The sequence below is a fragment of the Halomonas sp. S3-1-1 genome, assembly GCF_023757625.1.
In the GTDB taxonomy this organism is placed as follows: domain Bacteria; phylum Pseudomonadota; class Gammaproteobacteria; order Pseudomonadales; family Halomonadaceae; genus Vreelandella.
This window is the reverse complement of the sequence record NZ_JALGBZ010000003.1, coordinates 97,310-113,133: the sequence shown is the minus strand read 5'-3', so window position 1 is coordinate 113,133 and position 15,824 is coordinate 97,310. Positions and strand designations below refer to the sequence as shown.

Genomic DNA, 15,824 nt, shown 5'->3' with positions numbered 1-15,824 from the left:
CCCTCCCAAACGCCTCATTATTTTCTATATTTAACAATATTTTCAGATACTTAAATTAAAAACGGGTAGTAACTTTAAGAAATTCTTCATTATTGGTGGGTAGCATGGCACTTTACTACCCATTTTACTACCCACTTGGGCGTGGCTTAAGCGGTATTTTAGTAGACGGCCGTAGACAACCATTAGCATTAAAAAATATAAAAAACAATAATTTATAAACGATCATGAACAAGCATAGAAATCACTCAATATTCTGAATCTGCTCGCGCATCTGCTCGATCAGCACCTTCAGCTCCACCGCACACCGCGTGGTATCGGCGACCACGGATTTCGACGAGAGCGTGTTGGCTTCGCGGTTGAGTTCCTGCATGAGAAAGTCGAGCCGGCGCCCTTGGGGACCTTTTTGAGTGAGCTGGCGGCGCACCTCGTCGACGTGGGTATCGAGGCGGTCGAGCTCTTCGTCGACGTCGGCCTTTTGCGCCACCATCACCAGCTCCGCTTCCAGCCGCTGAGGGTCGAGCTCGGTTTTGGCGCTCTCCAGGCGTTCGAGCAGCAGCGCGCGCTGACGCTCGAGGATCTGCGGAAGAAAGCCGCGCACCTGATTGACCTGTTCGCTGACCGCGTCGAGCCGTGACGCGATCATCTCACCGAGTTTTTCGCCTTCGCGAGCGCGGGTATCGATAAGCTCCGTAAGAGCCTGGTCGAACAGCGCCAGCGCCCGGGCCTTGATCGTTTCCTGATCGAGATGGCGGGTTTGCAGGACGCCGGGGTGGTTCAAGAGCTCGAGCGTGGTGGGCGCGCGGGCGTCGGGCACTTGGGCGTTAATCGTCGCCAGCGCGTTGGCGATTTCTACAAGCCGCGCCTCGTTGATGCTGGGCGCCTCGGTATCTTCCTGGCTTTCAAAGCGCAGGGTGCACTCGATCTTGCCGCGGGCCAGGCGCTGCCGGAGCGCTTCGCGAAGGGCGGGCTCGAGCTCGCGCAGCGCTTCCGGCAGGCGAAAATGCGGGTCGAGATAGCGCTGGTTCACGGAGCGGATTTCGATCTGCAGGGTGCCAAAAGCGGCTGCCTGTTCGGTACGAGCAAAGGCGGTCATGCTATGCGGCATGGGGCAGACTCTCTTGGACGGTAAACGTCAGGCAAGTGTAGCGCAGTTCCCACCCACTGAGTGTTCGTCTCACCTAGACGCCGATGATCTCCGGTGCCACTTCGATACAGCGGTTCTTTTCGACCACCGGCGCATCGATCATCTCGAACACCCGCGCGATCATCACCTCCACGCTTTGCCGCACCATCATCAAGTGCGGGTGAAAGGCGGCGGCCAGCGGGTCCCAGTCAAAGCATCCTACCACCATGTCGTCGAGCTGATAGCCGCCCAGCTGCAGCCAGCGCACGATGCCTTCCAATGAAATCGTCGAGTTGACGAACATCGCGCTGGGCAGCCGGGGGCGATGACGCATGTACGCTTCCAAGGCGGCCTGGGCTTTATCGGCGGCGTAATCGCAGGGAATGATATCCACCTCCGAGGTGGCAAGCCCGCGCTGAGTACGAGCCTGGGTGAACCCGGCGATACGTTCGCGAGTGTTGTGATCCTCAGCGCGCCCGCCGATGAAAAGGATGTCGTCGCCGCTGACGGGTTGCTCGGCCAAGCGGTCGAGAATGGCATCGGTCAGACTTCGCGCGCCTTCGCGGTTGTCGGAAATCACCGAGGGTGCCTTGTGTCCTGGCAGGTCTAGATTGATGCTGGCTGCACCGCTTTCGTCGCACATCTCGGAAATCGTGTCGGGGTCGGTGGCACCGGTGCTGACCAGGCATTCGACCCGGTAGGCCAGCATCATGCGCGCGGCCTCCCGCTCTTGTTCCGGGTCGCGGTTGGTACAGGCGACGATAGCAAACAGGCCACGTTGACGCGCCTGAGCTTCAAAGTGCTGGGCGATGGAGCTGAAGTAGCGGTTGTCGTAGAGCGGCAAAATCATACCGATGATACCCGAGCGCTCGCGGCGCAGCGCGCGAGCTTGCATGTTTGCCGAGTAGCCCTCGGCCTGCGCCAGGGAGAGGATCCTGTCGGCCAGCTTCTGGCTGATGCGCCGGCGCTGCCACGAACCGTTGAGCACGGCGCTGACGGTGCTCGGCGAGGCGTTAGCGAGTCTCGCTAGATCGTAGATGGTCGGCCGCTTAGGGGACTCGCTTGCCACGTAACCGCTCCTTGTAATAGATAAAAGTCGCATTGACATGAAGGCGCCAACGAACAATGCTACACTTTGCACAACCGATTGTGCAGCCTAATTTAAGTGACGTTCGACTCCATGGCGCTTTATCTTTGCAGCCCAGGGTCGGAGGCCACCGCCACCTATGCTTCATTTCACTGGCTTTGTTCGCCACCAGCAAAGGATAAGACAATGAAATACAAAGTACTTCTGAGTGCCGCCACGCTTACCGGTGCGCTTGCCAGCACTGGCGTCATGGCGCAGGAGTCTCCCACCATTGCTGTCGTGGCGAAAGTGGGCGGTATTCCCTGGTTCAACGCCATGGAAATGGGCATCGAGGAGATGGGCGACGAGCTGGGCGTCGAGGCCTACATGGTCGGCCCCACCAGCGCCGACCCGGCCCTGCAGGTACGCGCCGTCGAAGATCTGATCAGCCGCGGCGTCGACGTCATCGGCGTGGTTCCCAACGACCGTGAAGTGCTGGAGCCGGTGCTTGAGCGCGCTCGCGAGCAAGGAATCATCGTGCTGACCCACGAAAGCCCCGAGTCGGTCAATATCGACTACGACTTCGAGATGATCTCCGCCCAGCAGCTCGGTGAAGAGCATGCAAGGCTTCTGGCAGACACCACCGGCTGTGAAGGCTCGTATGCCGTTTTTGTGGGTGGCTTGAGCGTTCCGGCGCACAACGCCTGGGCGGATGCCGCGGTGAACTGGCTGGAGGAGAACTGCGAAGGTCTGACCCCGGCCGCGGAGCGTTTCGGCGTGGCGGAAAGCGTCGACGATAGCCGCAACACCACCCTCGATCTGTTGCGCGCCCACGAAGACCTGGCCGGTATCATGTCGTTTGGCAGCCAAGGCACCATTGGCGCGGCGCGGGCGGTGAAAGAGCGCGGCCTGGCCGGCGATGTCGCCGTAATGGGTCTGTTTTCGCCGGGTCAGGGGCGGCGCCTGGTGCACGAAGGCGTGATCACCGGTGGGTTCCAGTGGAGCCCGCTAGAGGCGGGCAAGGCGTTCGTGGCGTTGGGTAACCTGCTCTACAACGGCGAAGAGATCACCGACGGTGACGAGCTGCCGGTACTGGGCGAGATTACTCTGGATGGCCACACCCTTTTTGCATCGAAGCCTCTGGAGCTTAGCGAAGAAACCGTAGACGAACTCGCCGAGCTTGGCTTGTAACACACCCCCTTCATCCCATCGTGTCAACGCTGCCGCGCTCCTTGAGCGCGGCAGTCATGTCAAGAGAGCCATCATGTCTAGAGAGAAGCCGCCGATGAGCGACATCGCGATTCGCGCGCGTCATGTAAGCAAGGTTTTCGGGCAAAGCCGGGTACTCGACGAGGTCGAGTTCGAGCTGCGCCGCGGCGAGGTCATGTGCTTGGCGGGCGAAAATGGCTGTGGTAAAAGCACGCTCATCAAGATCATCAACGGGGTCTACAAACCCGAGCCGGGCGTAGAATTCACCTTCGGTGACGAAACCCTCACCACGATCAGCCCGCTAGAGGCGCGCAGTCGCGGTATCCACGTGATCTGGCAGGATTTGGCGCTCTTTCCTCATCTGAGCGTGGCGGAGAATATCGTCTTTGACGACTATGTGGCCAAGCCTTGGCGACCGATCTCCTACAAGGAGGCTCTTCGACAGTCTCGCGAGATCATCCAGCAGTTTGGCTTGACCCTGGACCCGACTGCGCGCGTGGAAGATCTCTCTATCGCTCACCGCCAGTTGGTGGCGATCTGCCGGGTGCTGCGCGCTGGCGCCAGCATCATCTTCATGGATGAACCCACCGCCTCGCTCACCTATAAAGAGGTGCAGTCGCTGCTGGCCATCACCCGAACGCTGGCCGACAAGGGCATTTCCATCGTTCTGGTCAGCCACCGCTTGGCGGAAGTGCTGGAGGTCTGCCAGCGAGTCACCGTGCTTCGCAACGGCCAACTGGTGGGCACCTACCCCACCGAGGGCATGACTCAAGCGCGCCTTTCCACATTGATGACCGGCATGGAGCTTGAGCTCACTCCGCGAACGAATGCCTGGAAAGGCGCGCCGATGCTGGAGCTCGATGGTTTGAGCCGCGACGGCGAATTCGAGGATATATCCTTCACTCTGCACCGCGGCGAGATTCTGGGGCTGACAGGGCTTCTGGGCGCCGGGCGCACCGAGATCGCTCACACCATCTTCGGCATGACCCGCCCCACCTCAGGCGAGATGCGCAAGGAGGGCAAACCGCTCAAGCTGCGCTCCAATCGCGACGCCGTGCGCCAAAAGATCGCGTATCTCTCGGAAGATCGCCTACACCTGGGGCTGGTGCAGAACCAGTCGATCAACATGAACAGCGCCGTGACCGTACTGCCCTCTCTGGAGAGGCCACGAGGCTTTCTCTCGCCCGGGCGTATCAAGGCATTGACCGCGCGCTGGATCGAACAGTTGAAGACCAAGGTGAGTGACGCCGAGCTTGCGGTGTCGTCGCTTTCCGGAGGCAACCAGCAGCGCATTGCGCTGGCCAAGTGGCTGGCCACCGAGCCGGACGTGCTGATCCTCGACTGCCCCACGATTGGTGTCGATGTCGGCGCGAAAGCCGGTATTTTCGACATCATCCGTAGCCTTGCCGATCAGGGCATGGCGATCATCCTGATTTCCGACGAGGCTGGCGAGATCTGGATGAACACCGACCGCGCGCTGGTACTGCGTGACGGGCGCATCGCCACCGAAATCATTCCCGCGGACACCACCGAAGAAGCGCTGGAGGCAGTGATCAATGCGTAAGCTTTTACCCCGCCGGGGCCTTGGTAGAAAGGGCCTTGGCACCGAAGGCGTACTGCTGGCTATCATCATCGCGCTTTGCGTGGTGCTGGCGCTGAGTACCGACAGCTTCTTGAGCGTTCAGAACCTGTTCGACCTGCTCAACAACCAGTCGGTCAACATCATCTTCGCAATAGGGCTGGTGGTGGTGCTGATCGCCGGTGGTATCGATATTTCCTTCGCGGTGGCCGCCTCGGTCGTGCAGTACGTGGTGATCACGGCGCTGACGCAGTACATGGGCGGCGGCGGTTGGGTGGCTGGCATCCTGCTGTCCATGCTGGTGGGCACGCTGTTGGGGCTTATCAACGCCTTGCTGATCCACCGCTTTCGTATCGTGTCGATCATCGTCACCATCGGCACGTTCAACCTGTTCTTTGGGCTGTTGATGTACGTAACCGGCGGGGTATCGATCTACGACATTCCCGACTGGCTTTACTACTCGATTCCACTGCTGGACCTGCCCGCCGAACGTGGCTCGGCCACGCTCTACTTTCCCGCCGCCGTCATGGCGGTGATGGTGCTGCTGACCTGGTTCATCCTGGCGCGAACAGGTTTTGGCCGGGCGCTCTACGGCTACGGTTCGAGCCCCGAGGCGGCGCGGCGCTCCGGCGTCAGCGTGTGGAAGATCCATGCCTTTGCCTACGGCTGGCTAGGGCTCTGCGCAGGCGTTGCAGGGCTGATGCAGGCGCATATCGTGCAGGAAGTGGTGCCCAATGCGCTGATCGGCCAGGAACTGCCCATTTTGGCAGCAGTGGTGCTGGGCGGCGCCACCCTGGGCGGGGGGCGTGGCACGGTGCTCGGCGCAGTGCTCGGCGTGCTGCTGCTCGCCGTGGTACAGAACGGGCTGAACCTGCTGGGCGTCACACCCTACGCATTTCGCATGATTGTGGGGCTGATCATCCTGGCCGCCATCACGACCAGTAATCTGGGCAACCTGTTGCCCCGTTCCACCAGGGCAAAAACCGTATGAACAAGCATCAAGCCACGCCCGCCAAGGCGGGCATTCGTCTGGGCGGCGATAGTCTCGAAGTGCTGGCGATGACCGCGCTTTTGATCGTCAGCATCGCGTTCTTTTCTCTACTGGCTCCCGGGTTTCTCAGCACGACCAACTTCGGTTCGATGTCGATGCAGCTACCCGAGCTCGGCCTGCTCTCGCTGGCCATGCTGGTGCCGATCATCTCCGGCGGGCTGAACCTGTCGGTCACCTTTACCGCCAACATCGCCGGGCTCACCACGGCGTGGCTGGTGCAGGGGGTGCTTGCGGAAATGGGCGGGGTCGGTGCGCCGCTCGCCATTCTGGCAGGGCTGGCGGTGGGCGCGGCGGCGGGATGCCTGATCGGCGTCATCGTCGCTTACGTCGGTGCGCACCCGATCCTGGTATCGTTGGGCGCGATGATCTTTTTGCAGGGCGTGGGCGAGTTCTTGACCCGCGGCGGCGGTATCTCGGGCATGCCGGAGGTGTTCCAGGTCATTGGCAGCGGCCACTGGCTGAACGTGCCGATTCCCATGTGGATCTTTCTCGGTGCCGCCGCCGGGCTCATGTATATCATGCACTTCACCCGAACCGGCTTCTCGATTTATATGCTCGGCTCCAACCCGCGCGCGACCGCATACTCGGGCATCAACGTCAAGCGCGTGCTGATCGCCGTCTACACCCTTTCTGGCCTGCTGGCAGGGCTAGCCGGCATGGTGATGCTGGCGCGCTTCAACTCGGTGCGCGTCGGCCACGGTGAAAGCTACCTGTTGATCACCGTACTGGCCTGTTTTCTGGCCGGCGCCAACCCGTTTGGCGGCTTTGGCCGCGTGCTGCCGCTGGTACTGGGGTTGATGAGCCTGCAGGTAATCGCCTCGGGCATGAACCTGATGGGCGCCAGCCAGCACCTGGCCACCGCCGTCTGGGGCGGGTTTCTGATCATCGTGATGGCACTGCGGATGCCGTTCATCAAACAGTCATGAGTACGCATTTATGAGTCACCAAGAGCACGTTCTGGGCATCGACATCGGCACCGGTAGCGCCCGCGCGGGTATTTTTACCCAGGATGGCGTAATGCTGGCGGAGGCGAAAACCCCCATCGCCATGCACCGCCCCGCCGAGCACCACGTCGAGCAAAGTTCTACCAATATCTGGCGCGCAGTCTGCAGCGCTACTCGCCGGGCGACCGAGGCCGCCGGCGTTGCCGCCGAGAGCGTGACGCGCATGTCGGTCAGCGCCACCTGCTCGCTGGTGCTACTGGATAAAGCCTATCGCCCTCTGGCGCTATCGGAAGGGGACGAGCCCTGGGACATCATCGTCTGGATGGATCATCGCGCCACGATGGAAGCCGCCGAGTGCACCGCGACCGGCTCGAAGGTCCTCGCCAACCTGGGCGGGGCGATGTCGCCGGAAATGCAGATGCCCAAGCTCAAGTGGCTTAAGCGCCACCGGCCCGAACTCTATGAACAGATCGGTTATGCCGGCGATTTGGGCGACTGGCTAGGCTTTGCTTGCACGGGTTCTTTCGAGCGTTCGGTGTGCATGCTCGCCTGCAAGTGGACTTTCGACCCGCGCCCGGGCCACGGCTGGGATCACGACTTTCTCGACCGTATCAATATGGCGGATGTCATCGAGCGCGCTCGCCTCCCCGAAACCGCGCTGCCGGTAGGCGTGGATCTTGGCCCGCTCACCGAGGCCGCTGCAGCGGATCTGGGTCTGACCACCGGGTGTCACTTTTCGGTGGGCATGATCGATGCCTACGCCGGCGCCTTGGGCACCCTGGGTCGCAGCCTAACAAACGCTCCCGAGACCCGTCTGGCGGTGATCGGTGGCACCTCGACTTGCCATATCGGTGCCCAGCCCAGCCGCTGCGAGGTTCCCGGCGTCTGGGGGCCCTACCCTGGCGCGCTGTGCGATGGATTCGTGGCCAACGAAGGCGGCCAGAGCATTACCGGTGCACTGCTCGATCACCTGGTCGCGATGTTCGCCGCTGGCAGCGCGTTCGGTGATGACGTGCACGGCGAGCTATCGAAGGTGCTGCTCGAGCGGCTAGAAAGCGGTGATCCCGCTCCGCACACCCACGTCTGCCCGGACTTCATCGGCAACCGCTCGCCGCTCGCCGACCCGGAGATTCGCGGCGCGATCACCGGGCTCACCCTGGATACTCCTCAAGAGAGTTTCATCAAGGTGTACTGGGCCGCCGCCACCGCGCTGGTCTACGGCACTCGGGCGATCATCGAGCGGCTCAATGCCCACGGTTACGCCATCGACACGCTGCACTTGAGCGGCGGCCACGGCCGATCAGCGCTTCTACGCAAGCTTTACGCCGATGGTACCGGCTGCCGGGTAGTGCTTTCCGAAGCGCCGGAGCCGGTGCTGTTGGGCGCCGCCGTGGCGGCGTTGGGTGCCGCGACGAAAGGCGATGTGCTGGGCGTGGCCAAAGGGCTCTCCCCGGGCGAGCACGTGCTGGAACCCGACCCCGCCATGGGTGCGATGCACGCCACGCGCTATCAAGCGTTCAAGGCGCTCTATGCCGGCCGCCTGGAGTAAACACGCTCAGGCGCCACAAGGCCCGAGGGTGTACAATGGGTCGCTTTAGCCTTAATTGACGAGAGGTGCCATGCGTCCCGATGTTGTTCGCCCCAGCGGCCGCGAGGCCGACCAACTGCGCGATATTCGCCTGACCCGTGACTATACCCGCCACGCCGAGGGTTCGGTGCTGGTGGAGTTCGGCGATACCAAAGTGCTGTGTAACGCAAGCGTCGAGGCGGGCGTGCCGCGCTGGCTGCGCGGTAAACACCAGGGCTGGGTGACCGCCGAGTACGGCATGCTGCCCCGCGCCACCCACTCGCGCAGCGGCCGTGAAGCCAGCCGCGGCAAGCAGGGGGGCAGGACGCTCGAGATCCAGCGGCTGATCGGGCGCAGCCTGCGCGCCGCGGTGGATCTGAAAAAGCTGGGCGAGTTCACCATTACCGTGGATTGCGATGTGATCCAGGCCGATGGTGGCACGCGGACCGCGGCAATCACCGGCGGCTGCGTGGCGCTGGTGGATGCGATTCGTTATCTTCAGCGCGAGAAAAAGATCAAGGGCGACCCGTTCAAGCAGATGGTCAGCGCGATTTCGGTGGGAATCTTCAAGGGGGCGGCGGTGCTGGATCTGGACTACCCAGAAGACAGCAAAGCGGACACCGACCTGAACGTGGTGATGACCGAAAGCGGCGAGCTGATCGAGGTGCAGGGCACCGCCGAAGCCGGCTCCTTCAGCCGCCAGGAGCTCAACGCCATGCTGGATCTGGCCGAGAAGGCCGGGGCCGAGCTTCTCGAGCATCAGCGCGAGGCGCTGGGCATTCGCGGCTGATCGGCTGCGCCCGTGTAGAACGTCAACGTTTAGAAACGCCAAAGGCCAGCATGATGCTGGCCTTTTTGCGGGCGGCTCGCTACAGGCGACGCGGGAAGCCGTCTGCGCTTACAGCGCGAGGTCGTACTCGACGATCAGCGGCGCGTACTCGGAGAAGGTCGCATCATAGTCGATCCAGGCGTCGACCACGTGGCGGCGAAAGTTCGGGCCGACCAGCTGGTAGTCGATGCGCCAGCCTTCCTGGCGGTCGCGGGGAACATCCTGGTCGAGCTTCGGCCACCAGGTGTATTCGCCGGCGTCGCGATTGATTTCGCGGAAGGTATCGATGAAGCCGGTCGGGCCGAGCACCTGGTCCATCCAGGCCCGCTCTTCCGGGCGAAAGCCGGAGGTGAGCTGGTTATCGGACCAGTTGGCCAGATCCACGGTCTTGTGGGCGACGTGCCAGGTCCCGCAGATGATGTACTCGCGGCGCTTGCGCGACATCTTGGTCAGGTACTCCTGGTACTGGTCCATGAAGGCTTGCTTGGCCTTCTGATCGGTGCCATCGGGCATCAAGAACGTGGCGATGCTGAAGCGGTCGTAGTCCGCCTGCAAAAAGCGCCCTTCGTGGTCGCACTGGGGAAAGCCCAGCCCGTACATGATGGCCTTGGGAATCTTGCGACAATAAAGGCCCACGCCGGAGAAGCCGTCCTCTTCGGCATCGAGAAAATAGCCTTCGAAGCCTTCCGGATAGAGGATATGGTCGCCAAGCTCGAAGCTCTTGGCCTTGAGGTTCTGCACGCAGACCACGTCGACATCCTGCTGAGCCAGCCAGTCCAGGAAGCCTCGATCGACGGCATCGCGTATACCATTGACATTAATGCTGGCAATTTTCATAAATCGTCCCTTTTGCGTCGCTGCGGTATGATACCCGACGTTTCGACGTTTGGGTAAATAGGCAGGCTCAATCAGGCGTGTTACCTGATCAAATCGGTTACTTTCACTCACTTTCGACTCAAGAGACGATCATTGTGACTTCGACTCTCAAATCCTATCAGCGCGACTTCATCGCCTTCGCCATCGAACAGGGCGTACTCAAATTCGGCGAGTTCACGCTCAAGTCCGGGCGTGTCAGCCCCTATTTCTTCAACGCCGGTCTTTTTCAGACCGGACGCGCCTTGGCCAAACTCGGCCGCTTCTACGCCCAGGCGATCATGGACAGCGACCTTGGCGCGGACGTGCTCTTCGGCCCGGCCTATAAGGGCATTCCCCTTGCCGCCGTGACCGCCGCCGCGCTTGCCGACCATCACGACCGGGACATGCCCTACGCCTTCAATCGCAAGGAAGCGAAGGCCCACGGCGAAGGCGGCAACATCGTCGGCGCGGCGCTTTCCGGCGACATCCTGATCATCGACGACGTCATCACCGCCGGCACCGCCATCCGCGAGGTCATGACGCTGATCGAGGCTCAAAGCGCCCGCGCCGCCGGCGTCATCATCGCGCTGGACCGCCAGGAGCGCGGCCAAGGCGAGAAGAGCGCGCTACAGGAAGTCACCGCCGACTACGGCATGCCCGTTGTCAGTATCGTCACGCTCGAGCAGGTACTTGAATATCTCGAAGAGCACGAAGGCGGCGAGATGCTCGCCTACGCCGAGGCGGTGCGCGCCTACCGCGACCGCTACGGCGTCACCGCCTAACCACCGGCGCCCTGGTAGCCCTGCTGGCGCCAGGCCTCGTAGCTCACCACCGCCACGGCGTTGGAGAGATTGAGGCTGCGGTTGTTGGGCTGCATGGGGATCCGAAGCTTTTGGGCCTCGTCGATCGCGGCGTGGGCATCTGCTGAGAGCCCGCCGGTTTCCGAGCCGAACAGCAGCACGTCGCCCGGGGCAAAGGCGGCCTCGCTGTACGCCTTGACGCCTTTCGTGGTGATCGCCCAGATCCGGCGGCCGGCCATCGCCTCTAAAAAGGCGGCGAAATCGGCGTGGCGCGTCACGTTGGCCAGATCCCGATAGTCCAGCCCCGCGCGACGAAGCTTCTTCTCCTCGAGATCGAAGCCCAGCGGCTCGATCAAATGCAGCCGACAGCCGTTGTTCGCCACCAGGCGCATGATGTTGCCCGTATTGGGCGCCATGCGCGGCTCGAAAAGCGCTACTTCAAACATGACTCTTCCTTTGCGTGCTGCGCCGGCCAGTGGATCGACGGCCGGGGCAGGCTGAACGCGGCCAGCCAAGGCGTGGCGCCTTTTAGCGGTCGCGTATTATACAAGCTCTTATAGAACTTTGGTCTAATGCTATAAAAGATTTTTTAGACGCTACCGGCCACTTTTATTCACCGGTTTCGCCTTCGTCGTGCCGGCCTGTATGATACGGCCAAAGCGTCCCGCTTTCCTGTCAGGTAGTGATCATGTCCTCTATTCTCAGCCGCATCCAAGGCCTCAACCCGCGCCAGCAGGAAGCCGTGCGCTATATCGACGGCCCTTGCCTGGTATTGGCCGGCGCGGGCTCGGGCAAGACCAGCGTGATCACCACCAAGATCGCCTATCTCGTGCAGGAGTGCGGCATGAGCGCGCGGCGCATCGCTGCGGTCACCTTCACCAATAAGGCCGCCCGCGAGATGAAAGAGCGGGTGGGTCAGATGCTCAAGGGCAAGGAGGGCCACGGGCTGACCGTTTCCACCTTCCACACCCTGGGGCTCAACATCATTCGCGGCGAGCTGAAAACGCTGGGCTACAAACCCGGCTTTTCGCTGTTTGACCCGGAGGACGCCAAGGCGCTCTTGCGCGATCTGATGAACAAGGACGCCCAGGTCGACGCCGAGCAAATCAACACGGTGCAGGCCAAAATCTCCACCTGGAAAAACGATCTGGTGCTACCCGCTCAGGCGCTATCCCATGCCGAAGACGAGGACGAGCAGTTCGCCGCGCGAGTGTATGAAGCCTACATGCGCCATTTGAAAGCCTACAACGCGGTGGATTTCGACGACCTGATTCTGCTGCCGGTGGTGCTTTTGCAAAACGATGCCGAGGCGCTGGCCCGCTGGCGGCGCAAGATCCACTACATGCTGGTGGACGAGTACCAGGACACCAACGTCTCGCAGTATCTTTTAGTGAAGCTTTTGATGGCGGAGCGCGCCACCTTCACCGTGGTCGGCGACGACGACCAGTCGATCTACGCCTGGCGCGGGGCGCGGCCGGAGAACCTGGTGACGCTGGGCGAGGATTTTCCGCGGCTCAACGTCATCAAGCTCGAGCAGAACTACCGCTCCACCGGTACCATCCTGCGCGCGGCGAACACGCTAATTGCCAACAACCCCCACGTCTACGACAAGACGCTGTGGTCGGAAATGGGCGACGGCGCGCCGATCCGCGTGGTGGTCAACCGCCACGAGGAGGCCGAAGCGGAGCGAGTGGCGAGCGAAATGCTCACCCGGCGCATCAAGGAGAAAGCGGAGTGGCGCGACTTCGCCGTGCTTTACCGGGGTAACTTTCAGGCCAGGCTTTTGGAGCTCAAGCTTCAGCACTACCAGATTCCCTACAAGCTCTCCGGCGGCACCTCGTTTTTCTCGCGCAACGAGATCAAGGACGCCATGGCCTACCTGCGCCTTCTGATCAACCCGGCGGACGACAACGCCTTTTTGCGCATCGTCAACGTGCCGCGCCGCGAGATCGGCCCCGGCACGCTCGAAAAGCTCGCCAACTACGCCAACGACCAGGCCTCCGGCCGCGCCATTTCGCTGTTCAACGCCTGCCGCGAATTGGGCCTTGAGCAGGTGTTGCCGACCCGGGCGGTGGAGCGGCTGTCGCGCTTTACCCACTTCATCGAAGGGGTCAGAAAGCGCATGGACCAGGGCGACGCCATCGCCGCCATTCGCGACATGCTGCGCGACATGGATTACGAGGCCTGGCTTTACCAAAACGCCAGCGCCCCGACCATCGCCGAGCGGCGCATGGCCAACGTGTGGATTTTGATCGACCAGCTCGAGAAGTCACTCAACCGCGACCCGGAAGAGGATGACGACGCCACGGCGACAGAGACCGACGGCGTCGAAGCCGCGATTTCGCGGCTGGTGCTGCGCGATATTCTCGAGCAGCAGGCCGAGGAGGACGACTCAGACCGCGTGCAGCTGCTCACCATGCACGCCTCGAAAGGTTTGGAGTTTCCCCACGTCTACCTGATGGGCCTGGAAGAGGACCTGCTGCCCCACCGTAACGCTATCGAGGTCGGCACCGTCGAAGAGGAGCGTCGCCTGGCCTATGTGGGTATCACCCGTGCCCGGCGCACGCTGACCATGACGCTCGCCCGTCAGCGCAAGGCCTACGGCGAGCTGATGGACTGCCAGCCGAGCCGCTTTCTCGACGAGCTGCCCGCCGACGACCTCGAGTGGGAGGGGCGCGCCGACAAGGAAGACCCGGATAAAAAGCAGGCACGGGGCAAGGACGCGATCGCCGGGCTGCGCTCGCTGTTGGGCTAGGGACACTTGCTATAAAGCCGAGTGAATATCGAGTTATCCACAGCCGGATCGAGCCGAGCGGCTGTGGATGGTTTGAACGGGCGCCTTAGCGGGCGCGCTCGATCATGTAGTCCACCATCGCCTTGAGCTCGTCGTCGCTGGCGGTGCTTGCGCCCCGGGGCGGCATCACGCCCTTGCCAAGGATCACGCTTTGATAGAGCGTCTCACGCCCCTGCTCCAGCCGCTCCCGCCAGGCGTTCGTGTCACCCAATTTTGGCGAGCGGGCGATACCGGTGGCATGGCAGGTAGCGCAGCGCGCGCGGGCGTAGAGCGCCTCGCCGTCGAGACTGCGGTGATCGGCGCTTGAGCCTTCGCCGTTGGTGTCATCAGGCTCGGCATCGTCAGAAACCGGTAGCGGCGCCTCGCGCTCGACACGTTCGTCGGCGGCCTCGCTCTCTTCAGCCGGCGCCGCCATGACCGGCTCGACCAGATAGTGCGTGGCCGCGCGTATCTCGTCGTCGGTCAGATTGGGATTACCGCCGCGGGGCGGCATGGCGCCGATGCCGTCGATGGCGTGCTGCACCAGCGTCTCGACGTCCTGCTCCAGGCGTGCCGTCCAGTCGTCGCTGTCGCCGCGAATCGGCGCGCCGGCCACGCCGGTTTGGTGACACGCCATACAGAGCCGATCATAGACCGCCTCGCCCTCTCCGGTCTCACCGGCCACGGCGACGCTTGTTAAAACGCCGAACACTACTGCCGCTACGCGCCTGACGCTCACCGTGGACTCCTTGTATGACACATCGCCCCGACCGGCCGAGGAACCAATGTCGGGGCGTGAAGAAATTGGGGAAAGCGGTCGCGAGCATTAGAGCGCCTATCGCCCAAAGCGTCGCGACCGGAGGCTGGCTCGAACGTCAAGCCACGCCGACACCGTCAGAAGATGAGCTTGAACACGCCCGTGAGCGTCAACAAACCGACGAGGAAGATAAATACGATAATACCGAGAATGATTTTCACCAGCGTTCCTCCATGAATTGAACAGTTGTCCTTGTGCGAACGCCCTCAGTATAGAGTAAAAAGGCGTTTTTCGAAGACCATTTGCCTTAGTTACGAAGGCTTACGCCACGCATAGAGCAACTGCTCGCTTTCACGCTCGAACCCGGCATCGAGGTACAGTCTGACAGCCGGGGCGTTGTGTGCATCGACGGTTAGACAAAGCTCACGAGCCCCAGCCTGAAACGCCAGCCGCATCGCCCGCTCTAAAAGCGCCCGGCCAAGCCCTCGCCCGCGCCAGCCGGGCAATAACCCCATCAGTTGAAGCTCCCAACGCGCGGGGCTTTGCGGCGCCAGCAGCAGCACGCCCGCCGTTTCGCCCTCGTGAAGGATACGATACCAGTGCCCTGGGGCATCGGGAGCACCGGCGTAAAACCCCGACAGCAGCGTCTGTATCGGCAGCGCCTCGAGCAGCGCCGGACAGTCGAGCGAGCCGTCGCTAACGCCTTGCAATAAGCCAAGCTGCGCTTCGCGGCCAAGCGCGCCGAACGGAGCCACTTCAAGTGTTTCCGGCGTTGTTTTTGGCATTGTTTCTGGCACTGTTTTTGGCATTGCAGGCGGCGTTGAAAGCGCAACGCTCAGGTGCCAAAGCGCGGCCAGACGCTCCATGGCGCTTTTTACAAGCGCCGGCTCCCAATGGCTGTCACTTTCTCCAAGCGCCACGTGGCAAAGCGTGTATCCCTGTGCTCCGACCCACTGACGGGCATCGCTCAAAAGCGTGCCCAAACACTCGTGCTGAACACCGGGCAGCCAGAGCCGGGCGGTGTTGCCCTCCATGGGCTCGACCCATAGCGCCGTTTCGATGTGAGCACCTCGTTTGACGACTCTAAGCCCCTGCCAGACGACGTTTGGTGCGGCCTTCGCACGCTCTAGAGCGCGCTGTAGATCGGCTTGATGGCTGGGGTCGTTGACCGCTGCAAGATGCAGCAGCGCTTCTCGGCGCTGGGAAAGCGGACATCGTTCAGCCTGTAGAAATGATCCATGTTCTAACACCATTGATTCATCACCTTTCTT

The 15,824-nt window shown here is 62.0% G+C and carries 15 protein-coding genes; 9 read left to right on the top strand and 6 right to left on the bottom strand.

Annotated features, from left to right (window positions below; all coding sequences use genetic code 11):
• Positions 1-241: 241 nt before the first annotated feature.
• The gene (locus tag MQW23_RS09905) at positions 242-1,105 is read right to left on the bottom strand and encodes a YicC/YloC family endoribonuclease (protein ID WP_252107931.1); all 864 of its coding nucleotides are present in this window, start codon (positions 1,103-1,105) and stop codon (positions 242-244) included.
• 73 nt (positions 1,106-1,178) lie between these two features.
• Complete coding sequence (locus MQW23_RS09900) at positions 1,179-2,192, bottom strand: substrate-binding domain-containing protein (protein ID WP_252107930.1); 1,014 nt, start codon at positions 2,190-2,192, stop codon at positions 1,179-1,181.
• Between the two features lie 204 nt (positions 2,193-2,396).
• Between MQW23_RS09900 and MQW23_RS09895 the strand changes: the two genes are divergently transcribed.
• The 6 genes from MQW23_RS09895 to rph all read left to right on the top strand — a co-directional run bounded on the left by MQW23_RS09895 (position 2,397) and on the right by rph (position 9,329).
• On the top strand, positions 2,397-3,380 hold the full coding sequence (locus MQW23_RS09895) for a substrate-binding domain-containing protein (protein WP_252107929.1): 984 nt from the start codon (positions 2,397-2,399) through the stop codon (positions 3,378-3,380).
• Between the two features lie 73 nt (positions 3,381-3,453).
• Complete coding sequence (locus MQW23_RS09890) at positions 3,454-4,962, top strand: sugar ABC transporter ATP-binding protein (RefSeq protein ID WP_252107928.1); 1,509 nt, start codon at positions 3,454-3,456, stop codon at positions 4,960-4,962.
• Positions 4,955-5,968 carry an ABC transporter permease gene (locus MQW23_RS09885; RefSeq protein ID WP_252107927.1) on the top strand — a complete coding sequence of 338 codons (1,014 nt, stop codon included), beginning with the start codon at positions 4,955-4,957 and terminating at the stop codon, positions 5,966-5,968. Before MQW23_RS09890 ends, MQW23_RS09885 begins: the two co-directional genes overlap by 8 nt.
• On the top strand, positions 5,965-6,954 hold the full coding sequence (locus tag MQW23_RS09880) for an ABC transporter permease (protein ID WP_252107926.1): 990 nt from the start codon (positions 5,965-5,967) through the stop codon (positions 6,952-6,954). Before MQW23_RS09885 ends, MQW23_RS09880 begins: the two co-directional genes overlap by 4 nt.
• Positions 6,955-6,964: 10 nt before the next feature.
• Positions 6,965-8,521, top strand: coding sequence for an FGGY-family carbohydrate kinase (locus tag MQW23_RS09875; RefSeq protein ID WP_252107925.1), 1,557 nt, complete (start codon positions 6,965-6,967; stop codon positions 8,519-8,521).
• Positions 8,522-8,591: 70 nt separating this feature from the next.
• Positions 8,592-9,329, top strand: a complete 738-nt coding sequence (gene rph / locus MQW23_RS09870; RefSeq protein ID WP_252107924.1) for a ribonuclease PH — start codon at positions 8,592-8,594, stop codon at positions 9,327-9,329.
• Between the two features lie 108 nt (positions 9,330-9,437).
• Here rph and MQW23_RS09865 read toward each other — a convergent pair whose 3' ends face one another.
• Positions 9,438-10,205, bottom strand: a complete 768-nt coding sequence (locus MQW23_RS09865) for an exodeoxyribonuclease III (protein ID WP_252107923.1) — start codon at positions 10,203-10,205, stop codon at positions 9,438-9,440.
• Positions 10,206-10,336: 131 nt separating this feature from the next.
• Here MQW23_RS09865 and pyrE point away from each other — a divergent pair, with 131 nt between their 5' ends.
• Positions 10,337-11,005, top strand: coding sequence for an orotate phosphoribosyltransferase (pyrE, locus tag MQW23_RS09860; protein WP_442908602.1), 669 nt, complete (start codon positions 10,337-10,339; stop codon positions 11,003-11,005).
• On the opposite strand, the gene MQW23_RS09855 is transcribed toward pyrE, so the two are convergent.
• Positions 11,002-11,469 (bottom strand): tRNA (cytidine(34)-2'-O)-methyltransferase, encoded by a 468-nt coding sequence (locus tag MQW23_RS09855; protein WP_252107921.1) that lies wholly within the window; start codon positions 11,467-11,469, stop codon positions 11,002-11,004. The two genes, pyrE and MQW23_RS09855, sit on opposite strands and share 4 nt — an antisense overlap.
• A gap of 242 nt (positions 11,470-11,711) precedes the next feature.
• Between MQW23_RS09855 and rep the strand changes: the two genes are divergently transcribed.
• On the top strand, positions 11,712-13,778 hold the full coding sequence (gene rep, locus MQW23_RS09850; protein WP_252107920.1) for a DNA helicase Rep: 2,067 nt from the start codon (positions 11,712-11,714) through the stop codon (positions 13,776-13,778).
• An 85-nt stretch (positions 13,779-13,863) separates the two neighbouring features.
• Here rep and MQW23_RS19530 read toward each other — a convergent pair whose 3' ends face one another.
• The gene (locus tag MQW23_RS19530) at positions 13,864-14,535 is read right to left on the bottom strand and encodes a c-type cytochrome (protein WP_252107917.1); all 672 of its coding nucleotides are present in this window, start codon (positions 14,533-14,535) and stop codon (positions 13,864-13,866) included.
• Positions 14,536-14,549: 14 nt separating this feature from the next.
• Here MQW23_RS19530 and MQW23_RS09840 point away from each other — a divergent pair, with 14 nt between their 5' ends.
• Positions 14,550-14,795 (top strand): hypothetical protein, encoded by a 246-nt coding sequence (locus tag MQW23_RS09840; protein ID WP_252107915.1) that lies wholly within the window; start codon positions 14,550-14,552, stop codon positions 14,793-14,795.
• Between the two features lie 69 nt (positions 14,796-14,864).
• Here MQW23_RS09840 and MQW23_RS09835 read toward each other — a convergent pair whose 3' ends face one another.
• Positions 14,865-15,806 (bottom strand): GNAT family N-acetyltransferase, encoded by a 942-nt coding sequence (locus MQW23_RS09835; protein ID WP_252107913.1) that lies wholly within the window; start codon positions 15,804-15,806, stop codon positions 14,865-14,867.
• Between the last annotated feature and the right edge of the window lie 18 nt (positions 15,807-15,824).

What these genes read in the sequence shown, in the direction of transcription:
- rph (WP_252107924.1), top strand. Translation starts at nt 8,592, where the DNA reads ATGCGTCCCGATGTTGTTCGCCCCAGCGGCCGCGAGGCCGACCAACTG.
- MQW23_RS09885 (WP_252107927.1), top strand. Translation starts at nt 4,955, where the DNA reads ATGCGTAAGCTTTTACCCCGCCGGGGCCTTGGTAGAAAGGGCCTTGGC.
- MQW23_RS09905 (WP_252107931.1), bottom strand. Translation starts at nt 1,105, where the DNA reads ATGCCGCATAGCATGACCGCCTTTGCTCGTACCGAACAGGCAGCCGCT.
- MQW23_RS09840 (WP_252107915.1), top strand. Translation starts at nt 14,550, where the DNA reads ATGACACATCGCCCCGACCGGCCGAGGAACCAATGTCGGGGCGTGAAG.
- MQW23_RS09855 (WP_252107921.1), bottom strand. Translation starts at nt 11,469, where the DNA reads ATGTTTGAAGTAGCGCTTTTCGAGCCGCGCATGGCGCCCAATACGGGC.
- MQW23_RS09890 (WP_252107928.1), top strand. Translation starts at nt 3,454, where the DNA reads ATGTCTAGAGAGAAGCCGCCGATGAGCGACATCGCGATTCGCGCGCGT.
- MQW23_RS09895 (WP_252107929.1), top strand. Translation starts at nt 2,397, where the DNA reads ATGAAATACAAAGTACTTCTGAGTGCCGCCACGCTTACCGGTGCGCTT.
- MQW23_RS09835 (WP_252107913.1), bottom strand. Translation starts at nt 15,806, where the DNA reads ATGGTGTTAGAACATGGATCATTTCTACAGGCTGAACGATGTCCGCTT.
- MQW23_RS09875 (WP_252107925.1), top strand. Translation starts at nt 6,965, where the DNA reads ATGAGTCACCAAGAGCACGTTCTGGGCATCGACATCGGCACCGGTAGC.
- MQW23_RS09880 (WP_252107926.1), top strand. Translation starts at nt 5,965, where the DNA reads ATGAACAAGCATCAAGCCACGCCCGCCAAGGCGGGCATTCGTCTGGGC.
- MQW23_RS09865 (WP_252107923.1), bottom strand. Translation starts at nt 10,205, where the DNA reads ATGAAAATTGCCAGCATTAATGTCAATGGTATACGCGATGCCGTCGAT.
- rep (WP_252107920.1), top strand. Translation starts at nt 11,712, where the DNA reads ATGTCCTCTATTCTCAGCCGCATCCAAGGCCTCAACCCGCGCCAGCAG.